Source organism: Sinorhizobium sp. BG8, assembly GCF_016864555.1.
In the GTDB taxonomy this organism is placed as follows: Bacteria; Pseudomonadota; Alphaproteobacteria; order Rhizobiales; family Rhizobiaceae; genus BG8.
This window is the reverse complement of the sequence record NZ_CP044011.1, coordinates 1,049,985-1,074,072: the sequence shown is the minus strand read 5'-3', so window position 1 is coordinate 1,074,072 and position 24,088 is coordinate 1,049,985. Positions and strand designations below refer to the sequence as shown.

Here is a 24,088-nt window from a genome sequence, read left to right as displayed (position 1 = left end):
AAGAGGGTATGAGGCGTCATATCCTGTGTCGACAGGACTGGCCTGAGGTCAGAAAGCATCCTTCAAATGCACGGGAACGCGCCAGGGCAGGACCGCAACGATGTCGTAGCGCAATGACAGGCGATGCGCATCCGGCTGACGCGACAGCCAGAGATCGCTCGCCGCGCGAATACGACGCTGCGCGGTGCCGGATACCGCAAACACGGCGCTTTCCTCGCTCTGGCGCGCCTTTACCTCGATGCAGGCCACCAGGTCGCGCTTGCGCGCGATGATGTCGATCTCACCGATCTTCGTTCGATAGCGCAGCCCGACGATCCGATAGCCCTTTGCGAGCAGAAAGAGGGCGGCCGCATATTCCGCGAGGTGGCCCCTGCGATATGCCCTCAGCCGTGCGCGGCTCGGTCCGTCGGTCCCCATCCTATCCCTTCATGTCCAGCAGCCGCTGATAAAGTACCTTGCGCGACAGACCCGTCTGGCGGGCGGCCTCCGTCGCGGCCCGGCCGGCCGGCATGTCCCGCACAAGGGAGGCAAGCAGCGCATCGACCTCCGCTTCGGCCGGCGGTCCACCGGGTACCGGCGGCGCGACGACGAGAACGATCTCCCTTTCACGGGATGCCCGTCACCATAGCGATCTGCGAGCTCGGCAAGCGTCCCGCGGCGGAACTCCTCGAAGGTCTTGGTGAGCTCGCGGCACACGCAGGCAGGGCGCCCGGCTCCGAGGACGTCGGCTGCTGCGGCGAGCGTTGCGCCAATGCGATGCGGCGATTCGAAGAAGATGAGGGTGGCCGGAATGTCTGTTAGCTCCGCCAGTCGGTCGCGGCGCGCCTTGTCCTTCGTCGGAAGGAAACCGGCAAACAGGAAGGCATCGTTCGGCAGGCCCGATCCGACCAGGGCAGCGAGAGGCGCGGATGCCCCCGGCACCGGGACGACCTTATATCCGCTCTCGAGCGCCAACTGGCCCAGCCGATATCCCGGATCGGACACGAGCGGCGTACCGGCGTCGGACACGAGCGCGACCGACTTGCCGGCGGAAAGCGCCGCCAGCAGGCGGGGCCCTGCTTCGTTGGCATTGTGCTCGTGGTAGGAATACGGCCGGTTCACGATCCCATAGCGGTCGAGCAGAACGCGAGTAACGCGGGTATCCTCGCAAGCCAGCACATCGGCAGCGGCAAGGGTCTCGAGCGCCCGCAGCGTGATGTCGCCGAGGTTGCCGATGGGCGTCGCCACCAGATAGAGCGCGGGTTCGAGTGGACGCGCCCGCACCGGCGTATCATGGATGCGAAATGTACGCTCTCTTGCGAGAGCGCCGTCACCGTTCGTTTCGAGGTCAGACAATCGAAATTCCTTCCGTTCGCCCTGGCTCGGGCGATACGCTTTTCGTTATGGTGGAGGCGTCGCACCGCTGCAAGCCCCGGCCATTTCACCATTCTGGACTTTCATGAGCGGCAAAGGTTCATGGCTCTTGCAATGCAACAGTAATTTCTGCCATTTTGCCCATCCACATCTTTCCGGCTGCGGCCGGAAACCCAGAGCATATGCCGTGTCCGAAGATTTCCGGCAGGCAGCGGTCGAAAGCGGTATATTCCATGCGCATTACTCTCGAGCGGTCCAACCTTCTGAAGTCGCTGAACCATGTTCACCGCGTGGTGGAACGGCGCAACACGATCCCGATCCTGTCGAACGTCCTGCTGCGTTCGGACGGCGCAAGCCTGGAAATGAAGGCGACCGACCTCGATCTCGAAATAACCGAAGCGACGCCTGCCCAGGTGGAACAGTCGGGTGCGACGACAGTGCCGGCCCACCTTCTCTACGACATCGTGCGCAAGCTCCCGGACGGGGCCGAGGTGCTGCTGGCGACCAACCCGGACGGCTCGACGATGACTGTCGCCTCCGGCCGGTCCAAGTTCTCACTGCAGTGCCTGCCGCAATCCGACTTCCCGGATCTGACCGCCGGAAGCTTCACCCACACCTTCCGCCTCAAGGCGACCGACCTGAAGATGCTGATCGACAGGACGCAGTTCGCCATCTCCACCGAAGAGACCCGGTACTATCTGAATGGCATCTTCATCCACACGATCGAAAGCGACGGGCAGCTCAAGCTGCGCGCCGTCGCGACTGACGGGCACCGTCTCGCGCGTGCTGACGTCGAGGCGCCATCCGGCTCGGAAGGCATGCCCGGCATCATCATACCGCGCAAGACCGTTGGCGAATTGCAGAAGCTTGTCGACAACCCGGACGTGATGGTGACCGTCGAAGTTTCCGACGCGAAGATCCGGTTCACCATCGGTTCGATCGTCATGACGTCGAAGCTGATCGACGGTACCTTCCCGGACTACCAGCGCGTCATCCCGGCGAACAACGACAAGGAACTGAAGATCGATTGCCAGTCCTTCGCCCAGGCGGTCGACCGCGTCTCCACGATCTCATCCGAGCGCGGCCGCGCCGTGAAACTAGCCCTTGCGGAAGGCCAGATGACGCTCACCGTCAACAATCCCGACTCCGGCAGCGCGACTGAGGAACTGCCCGTAGGCTACGAGAGTGATCCGCTCGAAATCGGCTTCAATGCGAAGTACCTTCTCGACATCACTGCCCAGCTTTCCGGCTCCGAGGCGGTCTTCATGCTGGCCGATCCCGGCTCGCCGACGCTCGTACGAGATCTGGCGGGAGACGACGCGCTCTACGTGCTGATGCCGATGCGCGTCTGACGAACGTCGTTTTCGACCCGCTCGCAATTTTCGAAATCAGGTAAGATGACCCGGCCGTGGAGGTGGGGGTGTTTGCGCACGCCCACCACGGGAACCCGTGTGCGCGGACGTGCAGCGACGACGCGCACAACGACCGCGCGCATTTACCGGCGAGGATCGCCCGATGCCGCATTTCAGCTGTTCGTGAATCGCATCCGTGGCGCAGAATGACTTGTTTTTGCCGCAGACGGGAACAATTAATAAATCGAGCGCTTCGAGTCGGATTGGGGAATGACATGAATTTTCGAGTTAAGGTCAAGGAACGGATCGGGAAGAAATTCGACGAGGAGATCCGTTTCTTCAAAGGGTGGATGAGCAATACCAAGGCAGTCGGCGCGCTGTTGCCCACCTCCTCCATCACGGCCCGCAGGATGGCGAGCATCATCGAGCCGCGCTCGAACTTGCCCGTCCTGGAGCTCGGCCCGGGGACCGGCGTGATAACCAAGGCGATCCTGGAGACGGGCCTTTCTCCCGAAAAGCTCTTCTCCGTCGAATATTCCACCGAATTCTATCAGCACCTTCTCACCCGTTTCCCCGGCGTCAATTTCATTAACGGCGATGCCTTCGATCTTTCGAAGACCCTCGGAGCGAAAGCCGGCCAACAGTTCGATTGCGTGATTTCCGCAGTTCCGCTGCTGAACTTCCCCAGCACAAGCGGGTCAGCCTGATCGAAGATCTTCTCGACCGCATTCCCGCCGGGCGCCCCATCGTGCAGATCTCCTACGGGCCACTGTCTCCCGTGGTCGCCATGCCGGATCGCTACCAGATCAGCCACCTCGATTTCGTCGTGCGCAACATTCCGCCGGCGCAGCTGTGGCTCTACCGCAGGCCGCACTGAGCAAGCCTGGGTTACTGCCGCAGAACGGCAATCAGCCGGGAATATTGACTTCCCGGCTTGCGAAGCGCGGTGTCACGTGCGACTGGACGGCAATTGAATTCTGCAGAGGATACTGGCATGACCGCACGGGATCGCCTGATCGTCGGCCTCGACGTGCCGACGGTCGCGGAGGCTGAAGCCAGGGTGACCGCCCTGGGTGATGACATTCTCTTCTACAAGATCGGCTACCAGCTCGCATTCGCGGGCGGCCTCGAGTTCGCCCGCGATCTTGCCCAGGACGGCAAGAAGGTGTTTCTCGACATGAAGCTCCTCGACATCGACAACACGATTGCGAAGGGCGTGGAGAACATCGCCAAGATGGGCATGTCCATGCTGACGCTGCACGCCTATCCGAAGGCAATGGTCGCCGCAGTCAAGGCGGCGCAGGGCTCGGGGCTTTGCCTGCTCGGCGTGACGGTGCTGACGTCGATGGACGAGCAGGACGTCATCGATGCCGGCTACGAATACGATCCGCATACGCTGGTGCTGCGCCGGGCCGAACAGGCGCGCGCCGCCGGGATGGGCGGCATCGTCTGTTCCGCCGAGGAAGCGAGTGCCGTCCGCGAGATCGTCGGTCCCCACCTTGCGATCGTGACACCCGGCATTCGCCCTGCGGGTGCGGAAAAAGGCGACCAGAAGCGCGTCATGACGCCTTCCGAAGCGCTTCGCGCCGGCTCGACGCACCTCGTCGTGGCGCGCCCGATCGTCGAGTCCGCCGACCCCCTTCGTGCCGCGCGCGCAATTCTCGCAGAGATGGACGAGACGATCACCAGCAAAATCTGACGTCAGGGAGGAATCACCATGGCCAAAGGATACTGGATAGCACGCGTCGACGTGCGCGACACGGAGCGCTACAAGGATTACGTCACGGCAGCCACGCCCGCGTTCGAAAAGTTCGGAGCAAAGTTTCTGGCCCGTGGAGGGACGTTCGAGCGCCTGGAGGGCCCTGTTCGGGCGCGCAACGTGGTCATCGAGTTCCCGACATTCCAGGCGGCGGTAGACTGTTACAATTCACCCGAATACCAGATCGCAGCGGCCATCCGTCAGGAGGTTGCGGATGCCGAGATGGTCGTCGTGGAAGGCGTCTGAACCAGCGTTCTCGTGAACGCGTAGACGTTGTTCGGCGGGCGTGCGAGAAGCCTTCACCTGTGGTGCGGTTTGGGCTATGAAGCACCCACGCAACCATCAGACTTTCAGGAGCCGTCGCATGACTTTGTCCAACCTTCCACCGCTCGTCACTGTCTTCGGCGGTTCGGGTTTCGTCGGCCGTCATGTCGTGCGGGCACTCGCTCGGCGCGGGTACCGCATCCGGGTCGCAGTTCGCCGTCCTGATCTCGCCGGCTACCTGCAGCCGATGGGAGGGGTCGGCCAGATCTCCTTCGTCCAGGCAAACCTGCGCTACCGCAATTCCGTCGACCGCGCGGTCGAAGGCGCCCAATACGTTATCAACTGCGTCGGCATCCTCTTCGAGAGCGGACGCAACACGTTCGATGCGGTCCAGGACTTCGGCGCGCGCGCCGTGGCGGAAGCCTCCCGTGCCGCTGGCGCCAAACTGGTCCATGTCTCGGCGATCGGCGCCGATGAAAACTCCCCTTCGGTGTACGCACGCACCAAGGGCCGCGCCGAGAAAGCGGTGTTCGCAACGCTCCCCGACGCGATCGTCCTGCGCCCATCGATCGTGTTCGGGCCCGAAGACGGGTTCTTCAACAAGTTTGCGGAAATGTCCCGCTTCGCACCGGCACTGCCGCTGATCGGCGGCGGACACACGAAGTTCCAGCCCGTATACGTGGCTGACGTCGCAGAAGCAGTTGCCCGCGCGATCGAAGGCAAGGTCGAGACCGGCCGCATCTACGAGCTGGGCGGGCCGGAGATGCTTTCCTTCCGTCAGTGTCTCGAAATGATCCTGCGCGTCGTGGATCGCAAACGTCGCCTGGTTTCACTGCCGTTCGGCATTGCCTCGCTCATCGGTTCCGTGTCCTCGCTCATTCCCTTCGTGGCGCCACCGCTCACCTCCGACCAGGTCACGCTGCTCAAGACCGATAACGTCGTTTCCGACGCAGCCAAGAAGGAAGGCCGTACGCTCCAGGCCTTTGGCATCACGCCCTCGCTCGTCGAGGTCATCCTGCCGACCTACCTGGTTCGCTATCGTCCGCAAGGCCAGTTCACCGGCAGCGGCCGGGCCGCCTGAACGGCGAGGAAACAGCTTTCTCCGGAATGATGGAGTCGCCGTGCGTAAAACCGCACGGCGACTTTTTCGTTGCACGGGATGTCGCCCTCGACCTGCGTGCGTCCAGCACTGATTTTACAAAGAAGATTGCCAGGAAGGCAGCAAGCGGGAACACGTTACCGACCAAAGACGATGCGGCTCGCCCGGTTGCGAGACAAAACGTTGCAATTCTGCCTCAGTGGATATGGCTCGGCGATGTTTACCGCGAATTCAGCATAAGCGGATATTGATGTTGTCCGGCGCAGCGAATATCCACCGCTCGCGCCACGTTTATGAGTCACGCAGCGACTCTCGCGCCAACGATTTTCTGATAGAGGCTTCCTGTAATGGGCAAGGCAATTGCAATCTTTTTTGGCTGTTCCGCGCTGATCATCCTGGCCGGTTCCTTTGCTGCCCCGACGACGGTTTCGGCCGGCCGGCAGGGTTGCTCGCCCGCCTATGGCGTCGATCCCTGCACGACCGCCTCGGTCGTCCGGTAGTTTCCAAGGAACAGCTGATCCACGCCACCTCCCGCGCTTAGAGGCGCGCATGATTGGCGATTCAAGGTGATACAGCCTGTGGCGGACAATCCGCCGGCAAGCTTTTAAAAAAAACGGGCCCGGAACTCTCTAGTTCCGGGCCCGTTTTCGTTGTGGATCGATAGGCGGCGCCGGAGCGCCTCACTGTCATCCGAAAAGCCAGAGGCCGATCAGCCCGGCGGTGCCGACGAGGATCCGCCAGAACGCAAAGGGCGTGAAGCCGCGGCGGGACACGAAGTCGAGCAAGGATCGGACCACGAAAAGGCCGGAGATGAAGGCTGCGACAAAGCCGACCGCGACCATCGTAAAATCATCGAACGAAAGGGCGTCACGATTCTTGTAGAGGTCGAGCGTGAAGGCGCCGACCATGGTCGGCATGGCCAGGAAGAACGAGAATTCGGCAGCGGACCGCTTGTCCGTTCCCATCAGGAGCGCCCCGGCGATCGTTGCGCCGGAGCGCGACGTGCCGGGAATCATGGCCAGGCACTGGAACAGACCGATCTTGAGCGCGAGCGACGGCGGGTACTGCATGATGTCGGTGTAGCGCGGCTTCAACGGCATGTGATCGATGGCATAGAGCAAGATGCCGCCGACGATCAGCACGATGCAAATGAGCATCGGCGTTTCGAACAGCACGGTCTTGATGAAATCATGAGCGATCGCTCCGATCACCGCGGCCGGCAGGAACGCGATCAGGACGCTGAGAACGAAGCGCCTGGCCTGGGCGCTGGTGGGCAGAGCCACGGCGATCTGGATCAACTTGCTTGCATAGACCGCGAGGATCGCAAGAATCGCGCCGAGCTGGATCAGCACGGCAAACGTGTTCCCGGGCGACTTGAACCCCAGGAAGTGTCCTGCCAACAGCACATGGGCTGTCGAGGAGACGGGAATGAATTCGGTGAGCCCCTCAATGAGACCGAGAATGAGGGCACTGACGATCGACTGGTCGGCCATGAATTGTCCTTGTTACGGGAGGATAGAGGCGAAGTTGACGGCTTTCGCTGATTCGCTTGAGTTTGCGTCGTCAACTTCCTATAGCTTCTTGACGAACCGAAGATCAAACTAGCGAATCGCGGCTGATCTTTGCAGAATCCTCCCCGTGACCACGAACAAAGCTCATCTTAGATGCCGACACTCTATCATCATGTCATGTCCTCTCCTTCCCGGTTCGTCCGGTTGATCCTGTCGGAGTACGGCTATCAGACCGATTTCGCGGAGGAGCAGCCGTGGGAGAATCGCCGCGACTTCCTGGCGTTGAACCCGGCAGGGACACTTCCCGTCTACGTCGACGACAGCATGCGCGCGCTCTGCGGGGCAACGGTCATCTCGGAATATGTGGACGAGACGCACGGTGTTTTGAAGCGCGACCGCCGGCTCCTCGCGGAAGACCCATTCCAGCGAGCGGAGATCCGCCGTCTGGTCGAATGGTTCCTGCAGAAGATGGAGCAGGACGTCACCCGGCCACTGGTACGCGAGCGGATCTTTAAGCTGCAGATGACGCCGGACCAGGGTGGCGGACCGCCGGACAGCAAGGTTCTTCGAAATGCTCGCGCCAACATCCGCCAGCACATGAAATACCTCTCCTGGCTCGCCGGATCCCGGACATACCTCGCCGGAGACCGGCTGAGCTATGCCGATCTCGCGGCCGCGGCCTCGATCTCGGTGCTGGACTATCTCGGCGAGATCAACTGGGCGGAGGCTCCCCAGGCCAAGGAATGGTACCAGCGCCTGAAGTCCCGTCCCTCCTTCCGTCCGCTGCTTGCGGAGCGGGTTCGTGGCGTGACGCCGGTTTCGCATTACGCGGACCTCGATTTCTAGGAGCCGGGCCATGCCGGGCGATCCCAAATCACTGCCTGGAGATGACCGGAAGCGTATCCGCCTCACGGAATTCATCAGGAGCGAGGCGGCAGCCAAAGGCTTCGATATCTGTCGCGTTACCCGACCGGACTCCATTCCAGAGGCGCCCGGTCGTCTCGCCGAGTTCCTGCGGGCGGGTTTCCACGGAACGATGGAGTGGATGGAAGAGACGGAGGAGCGCCGCGCCGATCCTCGCACGCTCTGGAGTGAGGTGCGGTCCGTCGTGATGTTCGGCCTCAATTACGGCCCCGACGAGGACCCGACGGCCATACTTGCGGAGACTGACAGGGCTGCGATCTCTGTCTATGCCCGTAACCGTGATTATCACGACATCATCAAGGGCAAGCTCAAGGAGATCGCCACCCGTTTCGCCGCCCGCTCCGGCGAGGACGTGAAGGTCTTCGTGGACACGGCGCCAGTGATGGAAAAGCCGCTTGCGATGCAGGCGGGCCTAGGCTGGCAAGGCAAGCATACGAACCTAGTAAGCCGTGAATTCGGCTCCTGGCTGTTTCTCGGCAGCCTGTTCACGACGGCGGAGCTCATCGTCGACGACCCGGAACGGGACCATTGCGGTTCATGCCGAGCCTGCCTCGACGCCTGCCCGACCAATGCCTTTCCCGCTCCATACCGGATCGACGCCCGGCGTTGCATTTCCTACCTCACCATCGAGCACAAGGGCCCGATTGCGGCGGAGCTCAGGCCACTTATCGGCAACAGGATTTACGGCTGCGACGACTGTCTTGCGGCCTGCCCCTGGAACAAGTTTGCCGCCACGGCTTCCGAGATGAAGCTGCGCGCGCGCGACGACCTGAGGGCGCCCTCCCTCGCCTTCCTTCTCGGGCTGGATGATGCGTCCTTCCGCACATTCTTCTCGGGTTCGCCGATCAAGCGCATCGGGCGCGACCGCTTCGTTCGCAACGTGCTGATCGCCGCAGGCAATTCCGGCGACAGCGCGCTGCTGCCACTGTGCCGAGGACTTGCGGACGATCCCTCCCCCGTGGTGCGCGGGATGGCGGCATGGGCTTGTGCCCGCTTGATGCTTCCTGGCGATTTCCGTGCGTTTGCCGAGAGGGTAAGGAGGGAGCCGGACGCGGAGGTCCGCGCGGAATACGAACTTTGCCTTATGGAGGATGCATGATGCAGGTGCTGATACTCGGAGCCGGATTTTCGGGAAAGGCCATCGCCTCGACGTTTCGCGCCAAGGGCGCCGCGGTCGCGGGGACGACACGTTCCGCCGCAAAGGCCGAGGCGCTTTCGGCAAGCGGCATCCAAGGCATCATCTACGACGGAGAGACAATCTCTCCCAAACTGGCGGCCTTCATGGCGGGCACCACGCACCTGGTTCAGTCGATTGCGCCGGGACGTGACGGCGACCCGCTGTTTCGCCCCGCAAGCCCGCCGATCACGACGCTCATGCCCAGGCTCGAATGGGTCGCCTATCTTTCGACCGTCGGGGTCTACGGCGATCACCAGGGCGCATGGGTCGACGAAGACACGCCCCTGCACCCCAAATCCACCCGATCGATCGAGCGCGTGGAAGCCGAGAGCAACTGGCTTTCCTTCGGCAGCAAGGAGAACGTACCCGTTGCCGTGATGCGCCTTTCCGGCATCTACGGGCCTGGCCGCAACGCCCTCTGCAACATTGCAGACGGCACGGCGCGACGTCTCATCAAGAAGGACCAGGTGTTCAACCGCATCCGCGTCGAAGACATTGCTGCTTCGGCTGCATTCCTTGCCGAGCGAAAGCTTGGCGGCGTGTTCAACATCACCGATCACGAGCCCGGCCCGCCCCAGGATGTCGTTGCTGAAGCGGCCCGCATCATGGGCGCTGAAATGCCGCCGGAGGTGCCTTTCGAAACCGCCGAACTCTCCCCGATGGCCCGTTCCTTTTATGGTGAGAACAAGCGCGTTTCCAATTCGAAACTCCGCTCGCTTGGCTACCAGTTCCTGTTCCCGGACTATAGGGGATCGCTGGCGCAGCTTTGGAACAGCAGCAACTGGCGCGGCTGAGGCGTCGAATAAATCCGGAACCATATCCGTCTCCATTCGTTAGGGTATGGCCCGTCCTGCGCTTTCTCCACAACCTGGAGACGATCTGCCTCTTTTTCACCACAGGTTTGAGGTGGAGAATCGCGCGCTTTTGAAAATTTTTTCCGCGCGTTGTTCAGAAGTCGCACGGGATTTCTCTGCCGCGCGATGAACGCAGTGCAGCATCTGATTCTCAAGTGTTTTTGAGAACGCATGGCTGCATTGCATCAAATACATCGCTAGCACTGCAAATGGATCTTCCGGGCACCCCTCTCAGGGTGCAGTCGGTTGAGGCACTTTTTCGCCATTTTTGATGCGAATAGGGCGATCTTCGTCAGAAAAGTATTAAGTTTAATTCTGAGGGGTCACCAGAACTATGGCTATCAAGTCCTCTACTGTCGCCATTGCGGCGCTCATGGCCTTTGCTTCCGTCTCCACATCAATTTCAGATGCGAATGCTGCCAGCAGCGGCTGCGGCGGCGCCTCCTGGTACGCGCTGACGTCGCGCACTGCATCCGGGGAACGCATGAACCCCACCAAGCTTACTGCCGCTCATCGGAGCCTGCGCTTCGGCACGAAGTTGCGCGTCACGAATGCCAGGAATGGCAAGAGCGTTATCGTGAGGGTGAACGACCGCGGTCCCTTCATCCGTGGCCGCGTGCTCGACCTCTCCAAGGCTGCGGCATCCAACATCGGCATGATCCGATCCGGCCACGCCAAGATCTGTTACGAGATCATCAACTCCTGACGATCTCCGAATTCGCCCGTCGACCGCTTGCTCTGGCGGCACATCGCGGCTACCACGGCGAAAACGGAGTATAAAAATGCGGTTGGGTGGACGGCTTTCAGGAGCCATCGAGGTTCTCTCGGACATAGAGGCGCGCAGGCGCCCGGTGGCAGATGCACTGAAGGACTGGGGCCTGTCCCACCGGTTCGCCGGCTCCGGCGATCGCGCGGCGATCGGCAACATCGTCTACGATGCGCTGAGGATGAAACTGTCCCACGCATACATGATGGACGACGACAGCGCTGCCGCCCTGGGCTTCGCGGTGATGTTCCGCCAGTGGGGCCTCTCGCCCGAAGGGATCGCGGCCGAGCTCGATGGCGACCGCTTCGCTCCAGAACTTTCTCCCAAGCACATTGCAGCCCTTACAAGCCGAAGGCTGGAAGACGCGCCCCTCCATGTGCAGGGCGACATTCCCGAGTGGGTCCAGCCCTCCTTCGAAGCCAATTTTTCCGATGACTGGCTGGCAGAGGCGAAGGCATTGGCTGGCCGGCCGACGCTGGACCTGCGGGCCAATACCCTTAAGGCCAGCCGCGAGAAGGTCCTGAAGGCCCTGGAACGCAACGGTGCGGAACCAACGGCTATCGCCCGTCATGGGGTGCGGATTCCTGCGGGTGAAGGCCCGTCGCGGCTTCCCAACGTCACGGCCGAGCTCTCCTTCCAGAAGGGCTGGTTCGAGGTGCAGGACGAAGGATCGCAGATCGTTGCCGACCTTGTGTTTGCCCAGGAAGGCGAACAGGTCCTCGACTTCTGCGCCGGAGGCGGCGGCAAGACGCTGGCGATGGCTGCCGCGATGAACAACAAGGGACAGGTCCACGCCTACGATACCGACCGAAAGCGTCTCGCGCCGATCATCGAACGGCTGAAGCGCGCGGGCACCCGCAATGTCCAGGTGCACGAAAGCCTTTCCTCGCTGACCCCGCTCACGGGCCGCTTCGACCGCGTCCTCGTCGATGCCCCCTGCACGGGTACCGGCACCTGGCGCCGCCGCCCTGACACGAAATGGCGACTGACGGAAAAGAACCTAGAGGAACGGCTCGCACAGCAGGAGGAAGCGCTCGCCAACGCCGCGACCTACGTGCGGCCCGGCGGCTATCTCCTTTATGTGACCTGCTCGGTCCTGCCGGAAGAAAACGAGAACCAGGTCTACGCCTTCTGCGACGACAATCCCGAGTTCGAGGTTCTGTCGGCAGCCGAGGTCTGGGGGATCTGCTCGGCGGATCCGAGCGCAAACCATGGTCCACCGACATGAAGACCGTGACGCTCACGCCCGCCTCGACGGATACGGACGGATTCTTCTTCTGTGCGATGGGCCGCAAGGGCTGACAGCCCTGCCGCCCGACCTCGTCACTCCACCCGAACAGGATACTGCGCACGCGGCGGGATCAGGTGATGCAGGACGGCAAGCGTCACCAGGAGCAGGCTGCCCAGCATAACCGCCTCGAAAAGTTCGGTCGGCAGAAAGGGTGAAGCGAGGGCAACGAGCGGAACGGCTCCCGCCGGCGGATGCGTGACGCGCAACACCAGCATCGTGGCAATCGTCACACCCACCGCGATGACGGCCGCAACCGGCTCGCCTGGAAAGCCCAGCATGATCGCTACGCTCAGCAGCGCCGCGATCATGTATCCGCCGACGACGTTCGCAGGCTGGGCGAGCGGGCTCTTCGGCTGACCGAACAAGAGGACGGCGCTGGCACCGAAGGGCGCGATCAGAAGCGGCATACCGGTTTCGATGGACAGGAAGCCGACGGCGCCCAGCGAAACGATCGCGCCAATACCGGATTTGACATGGTTGATGAACTGGCCGCGCGGCTCGTGGCGGCGCGTGAAGTGCTTGATGTGGTGACGCATATTTTCCGTGCAGGGAGAGTATGTGGCAATGGCTACGATTTGACCATACAGCACATTTTTTGATCAGTAAAAGCACCAAAACGCTGTTCGTTGCATTTCCCGTTGGCAAAGTTTTCTCGCTACAGGGATTTGGCCGGAAAAATCCTCAACCAATTGGCACGGGAGCCGGCGACGTCGACCCACGCGAAGGGCAGATTTTCGAGGTTCAAACAGTTCTAAACTATACGCTTTGACACCAGTTTGTTTTTGCGCCAAGACACTTTGAGCCTGAACGCATTCGCGCCCGCGATGTCTTTGCCCCGAGGGGAGGCGCAATGGGGAGGGCACCACCTGAACGGGACACCAGGAGTCGCCATGAAAACTTCCCTCCTCCGCGCCGCCGCGTTTGCGCTGCTGGCGGCAACTTCCGCCCTTGCGGTGCAGCCCGCAGCGGCTGCCACTGACGCCGCCGCGGTCGTGAAGCACTATTCCGACATTGCCTACGCGAAATTCTCCGATTCCCTGGCGACGGCAAAGGAACTCGATGCCGCCATCGACGCGCTGATTGCCACCCCGACGGACGAAACGCTCAAGGCCGCTCGTGCGGCCTGGATCAAGGCGCGCGTTCCCTACCAGCAGACCGAGGCCTACCGCTTCGGCAATGCGATCGTCGACGAGTGGGAAGGCAAGGTAAACGCCTGGCCGCTCGACGAGGGCCTGATCGACTATGTCGATGCGAGCTATGGCACGGAAAGCGACGAGAACGCGCTATTCGTCGCGAACGTCATCGCCAATCCGTCCATCAAGATCGACGGCAAGGACGTTGACGCCTCGAAGATCACACCGGAGCTTCTTTCTGGCTCGCTGCAGGAAGCAGCCGGCGTGGAAGCCAACGTCGCGACCGGTTATCACGCCATCGAGTTCCTCCTCTGGGGCCAGGATCTGAACGGCACCGGACCGGGCGCCGGCAACCGTCCGGCCACGGACTACGACACCAAGAATTGCACGGGCGGCAATTGCGATCGCCGGGCTGCCTACCTGAAGGCGGCCTCATCCCTCCTCGTGACGGATCTCGAAGAGATGGTTGCCGCTTGGGCGCCGGAAGGTGAAGCGACCAATACCGTGAATGCCGATCCGAAGGCCGGCCTCTCGGCGATGCTGACGGGCATGGGCTCGCTCTCCTATGGCGAGCTCGCCGGCGAACGCATGAAGCTCGGCCTGCTTCTTCACGATCCGGAAGAGGAGCATGATTGCTTCTCCGACAACACCTACAATTCGCACCTCAACGATGCGCTCGGAATCCAGACCGTCTACACGGGCGAATATACCCGGACCGACGGTACGAAGATGATCGGTCCCTCTCTCTCTGAGCTGCTTGCGGCCAAGGACGGGGCACTCGACACTGAGATGAAGACCAAGCTCGCGACGACGGTCACGGCGATGGAGGCCATGGCGAAGCGCGCCGAGACCACCGAGGCCTATGACCAGATGATCGGCGAAGGCAATGCCGCGGGCAATGCGGTCGTGCAGGCTGCGATCGACGGACTGGTCGACCAGACCAAGACCATCGAGCGCGTGATCGCGGCACTCGACCTCGGAAAGATCGAACTTGAAGGTTCGGATAGCCTGGACAATCCTAACGCCGTCTTCCAATAAGACGCCAATACGAACCGCGCCCGATCTTTCGGGCGCGGTTCGATCCCAGCGAAGACGAGTTCGCCATGCACCGTTTGGTTCCGGCCCTTTTTCTGGTCCTGTTGGGGTCGACGGACAGCACCGGGGCCGAGCCATCGATGTCGGCGTTGCCGACTGAAAGGCACGATCTGTCGGCGAAGGACCGGGTGCGTGTTGCCAGGGTGACGCAGCCCACGACCGATTTCTCCAAGCCCGAACAATATGAAGCAATGTCCGGCGGCGCGGCGACGACGATCGCCCCCATCAATGCGGACATCTTCTCGCATTTCTCAGCCAACATTACGTTCAAGGAAGAAGAGGCCTTCAAGCTCGGCAACGCGCTGTTTCGCAAGCTCTGGGTCTCCTCCCCCTCCTCCACACAGGCGTCCGACGGTCTTGGCCCGCTGTTCAATGCCCGCGCCTGCCACACCTGCCACCTCAAGGACGGCCGCGGCCGCCCGCCGGAGGGAAGTACGGACGCGACCTCGATGTTCCTGCGGCTGGCCCGGGAAGCCTCGAGTGCGGAAGAGAGGGCAAGGGTCGACGATCTCGACGTTCTGAATTTTCCCGACCCCACATACGGCAGGCAACTGCAGGACCTCGCGGTTCCAGGGCTCGCACGCGAGGGTCGCATGGTCATCGAATACGAGGAGCAAAGCGTCACACTTGCGGGCGGCGAACGCGTTTCGCTTCGCCACCCGCGCTACTCCGTTGCCGACCTGGCCTATGGCCCCCTCGACAAGGCGACGACGCTTTCGCCGCGCGTCACCCAACCGATGAGCGGCCTCGGTCTGATCCAGGCCATCCACGAGGTCGACATCCTCGCCAAAGCCGATCCTGATGATCTCGACGGCGACGGCATCAGCGGCCGCGCCGCTATCGTCAAGGACCCTACAACAGGCAAGCCGGCGCTCGGACGCTTCGGGTGGAAGGCGCAGAACGCTACCGTCCGCCACCAGAGCGCCGAGGCCTTCGCCAACGATATCGGCATCTCCACCCCGGAGGTAAAACGGTCCCACGGCGATTGCACCGAGGCTCAGGTCGACTGCCTCGCGCTTCCGACCGGCGTGCAACCTCGCCTAGGCGACACGGAGGCGCCCGCACCCGTTCTCGACCTCGTCACGTTCTACGCCGAGAACCTCGCGGTCCCGGCGCGGCGCAAGGCAAGCTTCGAGCAAACGCTCGCCGGAAAAAAGCTCTTCTACGAGATCGGCTGCGTTTCCTGTCACACGCCGAAATTCGTGACGCGGCGGGATGCGGCCAACAAGGCACAAGCCTTCCAGCTCATCTGGCCCTATTCCGATTTCCTGCTGCATGACATGGGCGAGGGGCTTGCCGACGGCCAGCAGGTCGGCTCGGCCAGCGGAAGCGAGTGGCGCACGCCGCCGCTTTGGGGTATCGGCCTTACGCAGACCGTGAGCGGACACACATTCTTCCTGCACGACGGCCGAGCCCGAAACCTGACGGAGGCGATCCTCTGGCATGGTGGCGAGGCCGAGAAGGCACGCGACCGCTTTGCGCAGCTCGAAAAGACAGATCGAGACACACTTTTGGCTTTCCTGGAGTCCCTCTGATGCGTTTGCCGCGACACCTGTTTTCACGCCTCCTGCCAAGCCTGGCGCTCGCCGTTGCGGCTTTTGCCGTCTCGCCGCCCGCCGTCGCGCAGGAAGGCAACGCTCCGGCGCCGGTCACGCTCACGCAGGCGCAGGTCGAGCAGGTGATGGGCCGTGCGGTCGACGACGTCATCCGCCCGGGCTACCGCACCTTCCATGGCGCGGCGCAGGCGCTCACCAAGGCGATGGCAACCTACTGCGCGGCACCATCGGCCTCCACGGAAGATGCGGCGCACGCCGCCTTCGACGAAGTGGTCCGCACCTGGTCCATGATCGAGATCGTGCGCATCGGTCCGGTTCTCTCCCAGAATCGCTTCGAGCGTATCCTCTTCTATCCGGACCGCAAGAGCACCGGCCTCAAGCAGGTGCAGGCACTGCTCGCAAAGCCGGATGAAGCCGATACCGAGGCGCCCGCGCTCAAAGGAAAGAGCGTGGCGATGCAGGGCCTTGGAGCCCTCGAATTCGTCCTTTACGGCTCCGGTGCCAAGGAAGCTTTGTCGGAGAAGGAAAGCTTCCGCTGCCGCTACGGGGCAGCGGTCGCGTCCAACATCGAAAGCATCGCGGCAGAACTTGTCGCCGAATGGGAGAAGCCCGGCGGCATCCAGGACGCCTGGAAGCATCCCGGACCTGATAATCCCGAATTCCGCGACGGCAAAGAGGCCATGACCGCACTTCTTGGCATCCTCGTCCATGGGGCGGAAACCGTCAGGGACCAGCGGATCGAAACCTTCTACAAGGGCAAGGATCAACCGGTGCGGCCGAAATCGGCGATCTACTGGCGATCCGGCAACACCTGGAAATCGATCGACGCGAACATTGCCGGACTGCAAACGCTTTTCACGAAATCGGGGATGGAGCAGCTGCTCGACCCGGGTGTGGCCTCGATTGCGGGCTCGATCGAATTCGTGATGAAATCGCTGACACGCATCGGCCCCAACATCGACCCGGATATCGAGAATGCCGTCGGCGACGAAAACCAACGGGCAAAGATCGACTTCCTTCTCGTCAACACGCGAGATCTCATCGTCCGTCTGAACGACGAGTATGGTGCCGCGATCGGAATGGGCGCGGGCTTCTCCTTCTCGGACGGCGACTGATGGGCTCGCGGCTCGACCCCATGCGCAGCCCCCTGATCGATCGGCGCGCCTTCCTGCGCATGGCGGGAGCGACGTGGGCTTCGACGCTCGCTCCTAAGGCGGTGTTCGCACTCGACAGAGCCGATGCCGTCTATGCATCGGGTTTCAGGGATCCGGACGGCAGCTACGGGATCGCGACCGTGACTGAGCGCGGGGACATCATCGAGCGCGTACCGCTACCGACCCGCGGCCACGGGATGGCGTTCGACGGCGTCTCCGGCAGGGCTGTCGCTTTTGCTAGGCGCCCCGGGACCACCGCGATGGTGATCGACACCCGCGGCACCGGCGAGCCGATCGTCATCCAGGCGCGCGAAGGACGACATTTCTTCGGGCACGGCTGTTTTTCGCCGAACGGGCATTTGCTGTACGTGAGCGAGAACGACTTCGACGCCAATCGCGGCGTCATCGGGCTCTACGACGCCCGGGACGGATTTAGAAGGGTGGGCGAATTCGACACCCACGGGATCGGAACGCATGACCTTGCCGTTTCCGACGATGGCAGGACACTGATCGCGGCCAATGGCGGGATCGAAACGCACCCGGACTTCGGACGCACCAAACTCAATCTCGACCACATGGAGCCGTCGCTGGCGCTCATCGACGCCGCAACGGGCGCACTCGTGCAAAAGCACGACATGCCGGCAACGCTCAGGCAGCTTTCGACGCGCCATGTCGACCTGGGGAGCGACGGCCGCATCTGGTTTGCCTGTCAGTATGAGGGTGCACGCAACGATCTTCCCCCGCTCGTCGGCTCGTTTTCACTTGGCGAGGACATTGCGTTCGTCGACCTGCCGGAGGAAACGACGTCGGCGCTTGCGAACTATGTCGGGGCGATCGCCGTCAATCGGCGGGAAAATACCGTCGGCATCACTTCGCCAAAGGGCAGTGTTGCCGTCACGCTCGACGCAGCGACGGGTGCAGTCGTCCGGCAGGAAACGGTGACGGATGCCGCCGGGGTCGCACCAGCCCAGCAGGGTTTTGCCGTATCCTCCTATGGGGGGTACTTCGCCGGCGCGCACGACAATGTCGCGTGGGATCAGCATATCGTGCGTCTCGGACGCCTCTGATTCTGGGGCGCCTCTGATCAGGATCATTCGGCCCGCTTGGAACGGCCTGCGAGCGCCTCCAGGTCATCCCATGCATAGGCGACCTGCTGATAGGTTCGGCCGCCAAGCGTTATCGTGCTCATCTCCCCGGGGTTTGCGCCAAGGCGCTCGTAGAACGCACGATTGGGATTGTCGGCCAGGACCCAGGCGTAGAGCCTGGTTGCACCGGTTTCCAGGCTATGGCGCGCCACCTGCCGCACGAGCCCCGCGCCCGCGCCTCTGCCCTGATAGGAGGGGCGAACGTAGAGCGCATAGAGTTCGCGCACGTCAGAAGGCATCGATGCCCGGGCAGGTCCGAAATTGGCGAAACCGATGGCCTCCTGCGTCGCTACGTCGATGGCGACGAAATGCTGCACTCCCGGCGTGCTGCGGCGCGCAAGATGGCGGACCGCCTGTTCGGCGGGCGAGAGCCGGTCGAGAAAAGCCTCATCGAGAATTCCATGGAATGCTGACTTCCATGTCTCGACGATGATGCGTCCTATGCTGAAAACGTCGCCCGTCCAGCCCTTTCGGATTTCGATCTGCTCGCGCTTCCTCATCCGTGGAGCTTAGCGCAGTTCAGGCCGCGGCGCACGTTTGAAGATCGCCGACCAGACTGGCAATCCATCACTGGACAAGAGCGGTCGATGCTCTATCTGCCTGTATATGAACAACAAATCTCCCACTTATCTCGTCTTTATCATTCTCGTTCTCGGCGGCGGTCTACTCATCGGGGCGAACAACGTGCCTGGAGAGTGGTACCGGTCCCTGTCCAAACCGTCGTTCACTCCCCCGAACTGGCTGTTCGCACCTGCCTGGAGCATTCTCTACGTCATGATCGCCTTTGCCGGCGCGCGCACCTGGCTGACGCGGCGGCGATCAAGGGCAATGCGGCTGTGGTTCGCACAACTCGTCTTGAACTTCGCCTGGTCGCCCGCCTTCTTCGGATGGCAGGAACCCGCCATGGCGCTGATCATCATCCTCGGCCTGCTGTTCGCGGTCGCGCTGTTCATCGCCGCCTCGTGGCACGACGACCGGCCATCGGCCGTTCTCTTCATCCCCTATCTTCTGTGGGTCGCCTTTGCGACGGCCCTCAATGCCGCGGTCGTCATGCTGAACTGAAACGGGTCCGGGAATGGTGCGGCAACGGCTAAACTTGCGGCGAAGGGAAAGCCGTGCGAGGTTGCCGCATCGAACGAAGCGAGCCGTGGTTTCCCGGCGAAAGCGAATGCATGTAGCATGACAGATTTTCCTTCAGCGGATTTCCATCAACGTGTGACGGACGGCTTTGCCAGACAGGGAGCGATGCGCCTCATCGGTGCCGAACTCACACGCATCGAACACGGCACCATCGAGATTGAGCTCCCCTTCAATGACGAGCTCACACAGCAGCACGGCATATTGCATGCCGGCGTGATTTCGGCGGCGCTCGACTCCGCCTGCGGCCTAGCGGCCTACACCATGATCGATCCCGATGCGTCGATCCTCACCATCGAATTCAAGGTAAACCTCATGTCCCCGGGTCGAGGGGAGCGCTTTCTCTTTCGCGGCGAGGTGACGAAGCCCGGCACGACCATCATCGTTGCGGACGGGCGGGGTTATGCGTTGACCGAGGGACCGGCCAAGCTGATCGCCTCCATGACCGGCACGATGATGGTGGTAAGGGGACGCGAGGGCATTGCCGGATGACCTATGAATTGAAGAAGGTGGCCCCCTTCCGGCTGCTCTACGTCATGGCCGCCGTAGCCGAGTATGGCCCGCATCTGCGGGCGCGGATACGACCGCTGATGACCGGCGTAGGGCCTGTCGAGGCGGCCGTCAGCGTGACCCGCGCGCTTGCCGAGCTCCATGCCCGCAACACTCTGCCCGACCTGGTCGTCTGCCTCGGTTCCGCCGGATCGGCAAAGCTGGAACAGGCGGAAGTCTATCAGGCGACCTCGGTCTCCTATCGCGACATGGACGCCTCGCCCCTCGGCTTCGAGAAGGGCGCGACACCCTTCCTCGACCTACCTGTCACGGTCCCGCTGCCCATCCGGATACCGGGTGTTCCGGAGGCACGTCTTTCGACCGGCGCGAACATTGTCTCCGGGAACGCCTACGCGACAATCGATGCGGACATGGTCGAGATGGAGACATTCGCCGTGCTGCGTGCCTGCCAGGCCTATGACGTCAAGCTCGTCGGGCTGCGCGGCATTTCCGACGGCAAGGCCGAGCTGAAGCATATCGGCGACTGGACCGAGTACCTTCACATCATCGATGAAAAGCTTTCTGACGTCATCGACACGCTCGAAGGCGGGCTGCGCGAAGGCACGATCACGCCCTGATCGGGTAAAGAGCGGCAACCGGGAGGGAGAGAAGGCTCGCCCGCGCCGGAAACGCGGAATTTCCGGCCTCCCCCGTTGCGCGTCAGAGCGTTTTTCTTTAAAGGCTCGCCATGACCCAGACAGCCCATCCCGACACCGTCCTCATCATCGATTTCGGCAGCCAGGTGACACAGCTCATCGGGCGGCGCGTGCGCGAAGCAGGCGTCTATTGCGAAATCGTTCCCTTCCAATCCGCAGAAGAAGGCTACAGGCGCCTCAAGCCGAAAGCGATCATCTTCTCTGGCGGGCCAGCTTCCGTCCTTGACCACGGCAGTCCGCGCGCGCCGCAGATCGCGTTCGAATCCGGGTTGCCCATCCTGGCGATCTGTTACGGCCAGCAGACGCTGGCGACCCAGCTCGGCGGCAAGGTGGAAGGCGGACACGCCCGCGAATTCGGACGGGCGGACGTCGAAATCCTGAAGGCGAGCCCGCTTTTCGAGGGTTTCTGGGAAGTCGGCAAGAAATACCCGGTCTGGATGAGCCACGGCGACCGCGTTACCGTCGCACCTGAAGGCTTCGAGATCATCGGGACGTCCGAGAACGCGCCATTCGCGATCTGCGTCAACGAAGCCAAGCGCTACTATACGACGATGTTCCATCCGGAAGTGGTGCACACGCCTGATGGCGCGAAGCTTCTGTCGAACTTCGTACACAAGATTGCCGGCATCAAGGGCGACTGGTCGATGTCCGCCTACCGGTCAAAGGCCGTCGAAGCCATCCGCAAGGAAGTCGGCGACAAGCGGGTCATCTGCGCGCTGTCGGGTGGTGTCGACTCCTCCGTGGCGGCCCTTCTCATCCATGAAGCCGTCGGTGACCAGCTGACCTGCATCCTGGTCGACCACGGCCTGATGCGCAAGAACGAGGCGGCGGATGTCGTCGCCATGTTCCGCGAGCACTACAACCTGCATCTCATCCACGTCGATGCCTCCGACCGCTTCATCGGCGAACTTGAGGGCGTGAGCGATCCGGAAACCAAGCGCAAGATCATCGGCCGCCTCTTCATCGAGGTATTCGAGGACGAAGCGAAGAAGCTTGGCGGTGCAGAATTCCTGGCGCAGGGCACGCTCTATCCGGATGTGATCGAAAGCGTTTCCTTCACCGGCGGCCCGTCGGTCACGATCAAGTCGCACCACAATGTCGGCGGCCTGCCCGAGCGCATGAACATGAAGCTCGTGGAGCCGCTTCGCGAACTGTTCAAGGACGAGGTACGCGTCCTCGGCCGCGAACTCGGACTGCCCGACAGCTTCATCGGTCGCCACCCCTTCCCGGGTCCGGGCCTTGCCATCCGCTGCCCGGGCGGCATCTCACGCGACAAGCTCGAGATCCTGCGCGAGGCGGATGCCATCTATCTCGATGAAATCCGCAAGGCAGGCCTCTACGACAAGATCTGGCAGGCCTTCGCAGTTCTCCTGCCGGTTCAGACTGTCGGCGTGATGGGCGACGGGCGCACGTACGAATTCGTTTGCGCGCTTCGGGCGGTGACTTCGGTCGACGGCATGACAGCCGATTTCTACCACTACGACATGAATTTCCTCGGCCGCGCTGCGACCCGCATCATCAATGAGGTCCGCGGGATCAACCGGGTGGTCTACGACGTGACGTCGAAACCGCCGGGCACGATCGAGTGGGAGTGATCGCTTGAAGGTCTCCGAGATTGCGATCGCGGGGGATACGCCGGGCATCGAGTGGCGCATGCCGGTCGTAACATTCGAAGGCGGTTCTGCTTCGGCCCCCAAGGTCTATATCCAGGCGGCCCTCCACGCCAACGAGCTTCCCGGAACGGCGCTGATCCACTTCCTGTGCGCGCGGCTGCGGGAGGCCGAGGCCAGGGGAGACATTCTCGGCGAAATCACCATCGTTCCCCAGGCCAATCCCATCGGCCTCGCCCAGTCACATTTCGGCGAGATGCAGGGTCGCTTCGAACTCGGCTCGCGCACGAATTTCAATCGGGAGTTTCCGCTGGTCGCACTCGCCGAGCGCGAGAGCCTGCTCGAGGACTTCTCCAGACTAACCGCTACCAACCGGTTGAAACGTACGCTCCTGCACTTGGCACTCGGAGCCGATCTTGTGCTCGATCTCCACTGCGACGACGAGTCGGTGCAGTATGCCTATATCGACGAAGTCTTCTGGCCGGATGCGGCCGATCTCGCCTCGGCATTGGAGATGGAAGCCGTATTCCTGTCCGACGGCGAGAGCACTGCCTTCGAGGAGGCTGTCGGCTATGCCTTCAAGCGCCGGGGTGGGGAGAAACTCAAACGGGTGACGGACAAGCTGGCCGTGACGCTGGAGCTGCGCGGCACGCGTGACGTCTATCCGCAAATGGCCCGGAAGGATGCAGACGGCCTTTGGCGCTTCCTCGCCTCCCGCGGCGTTGTGGCTGATCCTGCCGTCTCGCTCGCGGCCTATCGCGGACCGGCCGTTCCGCTCGACAACATCGAGATGATCCGCGCAGCCGAACCAGGCACGGTGCTCTTTCATCGCAATGTGGGCGAACGCATCGAGACCGGGGACCTTCTGGCAGAGATCGTCACACGTCCCGGCATGGACGATGTCACCATAGAGGTAAGGGCGGCCCGCCCGGGCCTCATTGCCACACGCACATCCGACCGTTTCGTACGCCGCGGCGGCGACCTCATGAAGATCGTCTGCAACGAGCGCACCAGCGCGAACCGCAAGCCGGGAACGCTCGAGGACTAAGCGCGTCCCCCCGACGTTCCATCGCAGACCAGAAGCCTCCGGAGCTTGTCGAGCGAGGAGAGCCATCCGGCCTCATTGCTTTCGGGAGGAATGCCAGGCGGAATGTTCTCGCACAGAACGCGCACCTCGGTTCCCTCCTCGTCGTCGTGAAAAGTGACGGTGATCCTCATTTCTCCGGTGAATTCCGCAAGCCTCGTCTCGAAGCGAATCGTCTCGACTATCCGCAGGCCCGGATGAAGCTCGACGAACGTCCCCCAGAAAGTGTCGCATTCGTCACTCGACTTCGCGAGCGCTGCCTCGGCGGGATCGGTGTAGAACAGAGACAGCCGAAAATGTCCTCCGACCCGTGGGTCGAAGCTGTGAACCTTGCAGTTCATATGACCCGGAGGGAGCCAGCCGGCGAGCTTTCCCGGATCGAGAAAGGCACCATAGACCTTTCGGCGGGGCGCCGGGATGATCCTTGATACCAGGGACGAGGCGATTTCCACATTTGCTTCCGTCATCGTCATCCTCCCGGCGCCTTGCGCGCGCTATCGCGAAAGGACGCCTGCACGATTGGAACAATGTCGTCACTTTTTTGGTCGAACGGTCTCGCTTTGCCGGAAAAACTGACAATATACTCGCACAATAATCTTCAAAACCGACCTCTTTGCGT

General features: G+C 62.3%; 24 protein-coding genes and 3 pseudogenes. 20 read left to right on the top strand and 7 right to left on the bottom strand.

Translation table 11 applies throughout. The features are described from left to right. Positions 1-48: 48 nt before the first annotated feature. The 3 genes and pseudogenes from F3Y30_RS04955 to F3Y30_RS26575 all read right to left on the bottom strand — a co-directional run bounded on the left by F3Y30_RS04955 (position 49) and on the right by F3Y30_RS26575 (position 1,588). Positions 49-417 carry a YraN family protein gene (locus F3Y30_RS04955; protein WP_203425412.1) on the bottom strand — a complete coding sequence of 123 codons (369 nt, stop codon included), beginning with the start codon at positions 415-417 and terminating at the stop codon, positions 49-51. 1 nt (position 418) lies between these two features. Beyond that, positions 419-1,335 (bottom strand): annotated as a pseudogene (gene rsmI, locus F3Y30_RS04950) (16S rRNA (cytidine(1402)-2'-O)-methyltransferase). A 118-nt stretch (positions 1,336-1,453) separates the two neighbouring features. Further along, entirely contained in the window at positions 1,454-1,588 is a 135-nt protein-coding gene (locus tag F3Y30_RS26575; protein WP_281435425.1) for a hypothetical protein, read from the bottom strand. Between F3Y30_RS26575 and dnaN the strand changes: the two genes are divergently transcribed. From dnaN to F3Y30_RS04920, 6 genes and pseudogenes are all read left to right on the top strand, one after another. Continuing rightward, positions 1,587-2,705, top strand: a complete 1,119-nt coding sequence (dnaN, locus tag F3Y30_RS04945) for a DNA polymerase III subunit beta (protein WP_203425411.1) — start codon at positions 1,587-1,589, stop codon at positions 2,703-2,705. The two genes, F3Y30_RS26575 and dnaN, sit on opposite strands and share 2 nt — an antisense overlap. 275 nt (positions 2,706-2,980) lie before the next feature. Beyond that, positions 2,981-3,582 (top strand): annotated as a pseudogene (pmtA, locus tag F3Y30_RS04940) (phospholipid N-methyltransferase PmtA). Positions 3,583-3,699: 117 nt separating this feature from the next. Further along, positions 3,700-4,404, top strand: coding sequence for an orotidine-5'-phosphate decarboxylase (pyrF, locus tag F3Y30_RS04935; protein ID WP_203425410.1), 705 nt, complete (start codon positions 3,700-3,702; stop codon positions 4,402-4,404). Positions 4,405-4,422: 18 nt separating this feature from the next. Further along, positions 4,423-4,710: a DUF1330 domain-containing protein gene (locus F3Y30_RS04930; RefSeq protein WP_203425409.1), complete on the top strand. Its 288-nt coding sequence runs from the start codon at positions 4,423-4,425 to the stop codon at positions 4,708-4,710. A gap of 118 nt (positions 4,711-4,828) precedes the next feature. Beyond that, the gene (locus F3Y30_RS04925; protein ID WP_203425408.1) at positions 4,829-5,809 is read left to right on the top strand and encodes a complex I NDUFA9 subunit family protein; all 981 of its coding nucleotides are present in this window, start codon (positions 4,829-4,831) and stop codon (positions 5,807-5,809) included. 365 nt (positions 5,810-6,174) lie between these two features. Further along, entirely contained in the window at positions 6,175-6,327 is a 153-nt protein-coding gene (locus F3Y30_RS04920) for a hypothetical protein (RefSeq protein WP_203425407.1), read from the top strand. Positions 6,328-6,513: 186 nt separating this feature from the next. On the opposite strand, the gene F3Y30_RS04915 is transcribed toward F3Y30_RS04920, so the two are convergent. Next, a complete protein-coding gene (locus F3Y30_RS04915) occupies positions 6,514-7,320 on the bottom strand; it encodes an undecaprenyl-diphosphate phosphatase (RefSeq protein WP_203425406.1) in 807 nt (268 codons plus the stop codon). 171 nt (positions 7,321-7,491) lie between these two features. On the opposite strand from F3Y30_RS04915, the gene F3Y30_RS04910 reads away from it, so the two are divergent. The 5 genes and pseudogenes from F3Y30_RS04910 (at position 7,492) to F3Y30_RS04890 (ending at position 12,361) form a co-directional block, all read left to right on the top strand. Next, the gene (locus tag F3Y30_RS04910; RefSeq protein WP_203425405.1) at positions 7,492-8,184 is read left to right on the top strand and encodes a glutathione S-transferase family protein; all 693 of its coding nucleotides are present in this window, start codon (positions 7,492-7,494) and stop codon (positions 8,182-8,184) included. Positions 8,185-8,194: 10 nt separating this feature from the next. Next, positions 8,195-9,361, top strand: a complete 1,167-nt coding sequence (gene queG / locus F3Y30_RS04905) for a tRNA epoxyqueuosine(34) reductase QueG (protein ID WP_203425404.1) — start codon at positions 8,195-8,197, stop codon at positions 9,359-9,361. Beyond that, positions 9,361-10,233, top strand: a complete 873-nt coding sequence (locus tag F3Y30_RS04900; protein WP_203426488.1) for an SDR family oxidoreductase — start codon at positions 9,361-9,363, stop codon at positions 10,231-10,233. Before queG ends, F3Y30_RS04900 begins: the two co-directional genes overlap by 1 nt. Positions 10,234-10,666: 433 nt before the next feature. Next, on the top strand, positions 10,667-10,999 hold the full coding sequence (locus F3Y30_RS04895; protein WP_246752947.1) for a septal ring lytic transglycosylase RlpA family protein: 333 nt from the start codon (positions 10,667-10,669) through the stop codon (positions 10,997-10,999). Between the two features lie 76 nt (positions 11,000-11,075). Then, positions 11,076-12,361 (top strand): annotated as a pseudogene (locus F3Y30_RS04890) (RsmB/NOP family class I SAM-dependent RNA methyltransferase). 21 nt (positions 12,362-12,382) lie between these two features. On the opposite strand, the gene F3Y30_RS04885 reads toward F3Y30_RS04890, so the two are convergent. Further along, entirely contained in the window at positions 12,383-12,886 is a 504-nt protein-coding gene (locus F3Y30_RS04885; protein WP_203425402.1) for an HPP family protein, read from the bottom strand. Between the two features lie 354 nt (positions 12,887-13,240). Here F3Y30_RS04885 and F3Y30_RS04880 point away from each other — a divergent pair, with 354 nt between their 5' ends. The 4 genes from F3Y30_RS04880 to F3Y30_RS04865 all read left to right on the top strand — a co-directional run bounded on the left by F3Y30_RS04880 (position 13,241) and on the right by F3Y30_RS04865 (position 18,355). After that, the gene (locus F3Y30_RS04880) at positions 13,241-14,521 is read left to right on the top strand and encodes an imelysin family protein (protein ID WP_203425401.1); all 1,281 of its coding nucleotides are present in this window, start codon (positions 13,241-13,243) and stop codon (positions 14,519-14,521) included. 137 nt (positions 14,522-14,658) lie between these two features. After that, on the top strand, positions 14,659-16,113 hold the full coding sequence (locus F3Y30_RS04875) for a di-heme oxidoredictase family protein (RefSeq protein ID WP_246752946.1): 1,455 nt from the start codon (positions 14,659-14,661) through the stop codon (positions 16,111-16,113). Next, positions 16,113-17,249 (top strand): imelysin family protein, encoded by a 1,137-nt coding sequence (locus F3Y30_RS04870; protein WP_203425399.1) that lies wholly within the window; start codon positions 16,113-16,115, stop codon positions 17,247-17,249. The genes F3Y30_RS04875 and F3Y30_RS04870 overlap by 1 nt, the downstream gene beginning before the upstream one ends. After that, the gene (locus F3Y30_RS04865; protein ID WP_246752872.1) at positions 17,249-18,355 is read left to right on the top strand and encodes a DUF1513 domain-containing protein; all 1,107 of its coding nucleotides are present in this window, start codon (positions 17,249-17,251) and stop codon (positions 18,353-18,355) included. The genes F3Y30_RS04870 and F3Y30_RS04865 overlap by 1 nt, the downstream gene beginning before the upstream one ends. Before the next feature lie 23 nt (positions 18,356-18,378). Here F3Y30_RS04865 and F3Y30_RS04860 read toward each other — a convergent pair whose 3' ends face one another. Further along, the gene (locus F3Y30_RS04860) at positions 18,379-18,933 is read right to left on the bottom strand and encodes a GNAT family N-acetyltransferase (RefSeq protein ID WP_203425398.1); all 555 of its coding nucleotides are present in this window, start codon (positions 18,931-18,933) and stop codon (positions 18,379-18,381) included. Between the two features lie 106 nt (positions 18,934-19,039). Here F3Y30_RS04860 and F3Y30_RS04855 point away from each other — a divergent pair, with 106 nt between their 5' ends. From F3Y30_RS04855 to F3Y30_RS04835, 5 genes are all read left to right on the top strand, one after another. Beyond that, positions 19,040-19,495, top strand: a complete 456-nt coding sequence (locus F3Y30_RS04855) for a TspO/MBR family protein (RefSeq protein ID WP_203425397.1) — start codon at positions 19,040-19,042, stop codon at positions 19,493-19,495. A gap of 117 nt (positions 19,496-19,612) precedes the next feature. Next, positions 19,613-20,062, top strand: a complete 450-nt coding sequence (locus F3Y30_RS04850; RefSeq protein WP_203425396.1) for a PaaI family thioesterase — start codon at positions 19,613-19,615, stop codon at positions 20,060-20,062. Further along, a complete protein-coding gene (locus tag F3Y30_RS04845) occupies positions 20,059-20,697 on the top strand; it encodes a 5'-methylthioadenosine/S-adenosylhomocysteine nucleosidase (protein WP_203425395.1) in 639 nt (212 codons plus the stop codon). Before F3Y30_RS04850 ends, F3Y30_RS04845 begins: the two co-directional genes overlap by 4 nt. Positions 20,698-20,807: 110 nt before the next feature. Next, on the top strand, positions 20,808-22,370 hold the full coding sequence (gene guaA / locus F3Y30_RS04840) for a glutamine-hydrolyzing GMP synthase (protein WP_203425394.1): 1,563 nt from the start codon (positions 20,808-20,810) through the stop codon (positions 22,368-22,370). Positions 22,371-22,374: 4 nt separating this feature from the next. After that, the gene (locus F3Y30_RS04835) at positions 22,375-23,433 is read left to right on the top strand and encodes a succinylglutamate desuccinylase/aspartoacylase family protein (protein ID WP_203425393.1); all 1,059 of its coding nucleotides are present in this window, start codon (positions 22,375-22,377) and stop codon (positions 23,431-23,433) included. Here F3Y30_RS04835 and F3Y30_RS04830 read toward each other — a convergent pair. Continuing rightward, on the bottom strand, positions 23,430-23,936 hold the full coding sequence (locus F3Y30_RS04830; RefSeq protein WP_203425392.1) for an SRPBCC domain-containing protein: 507 nt from the start codon (positions 23,934-23,936) through the stop codon (positions 23,430-23,432). The two genes, F3Y30_RS04835 and F3Y30_RS04830, sit on opposite strands and share 4 nt — an antisense overlap. Positions 23,937-24,088 lie beyond the last annotated feature (152 nt).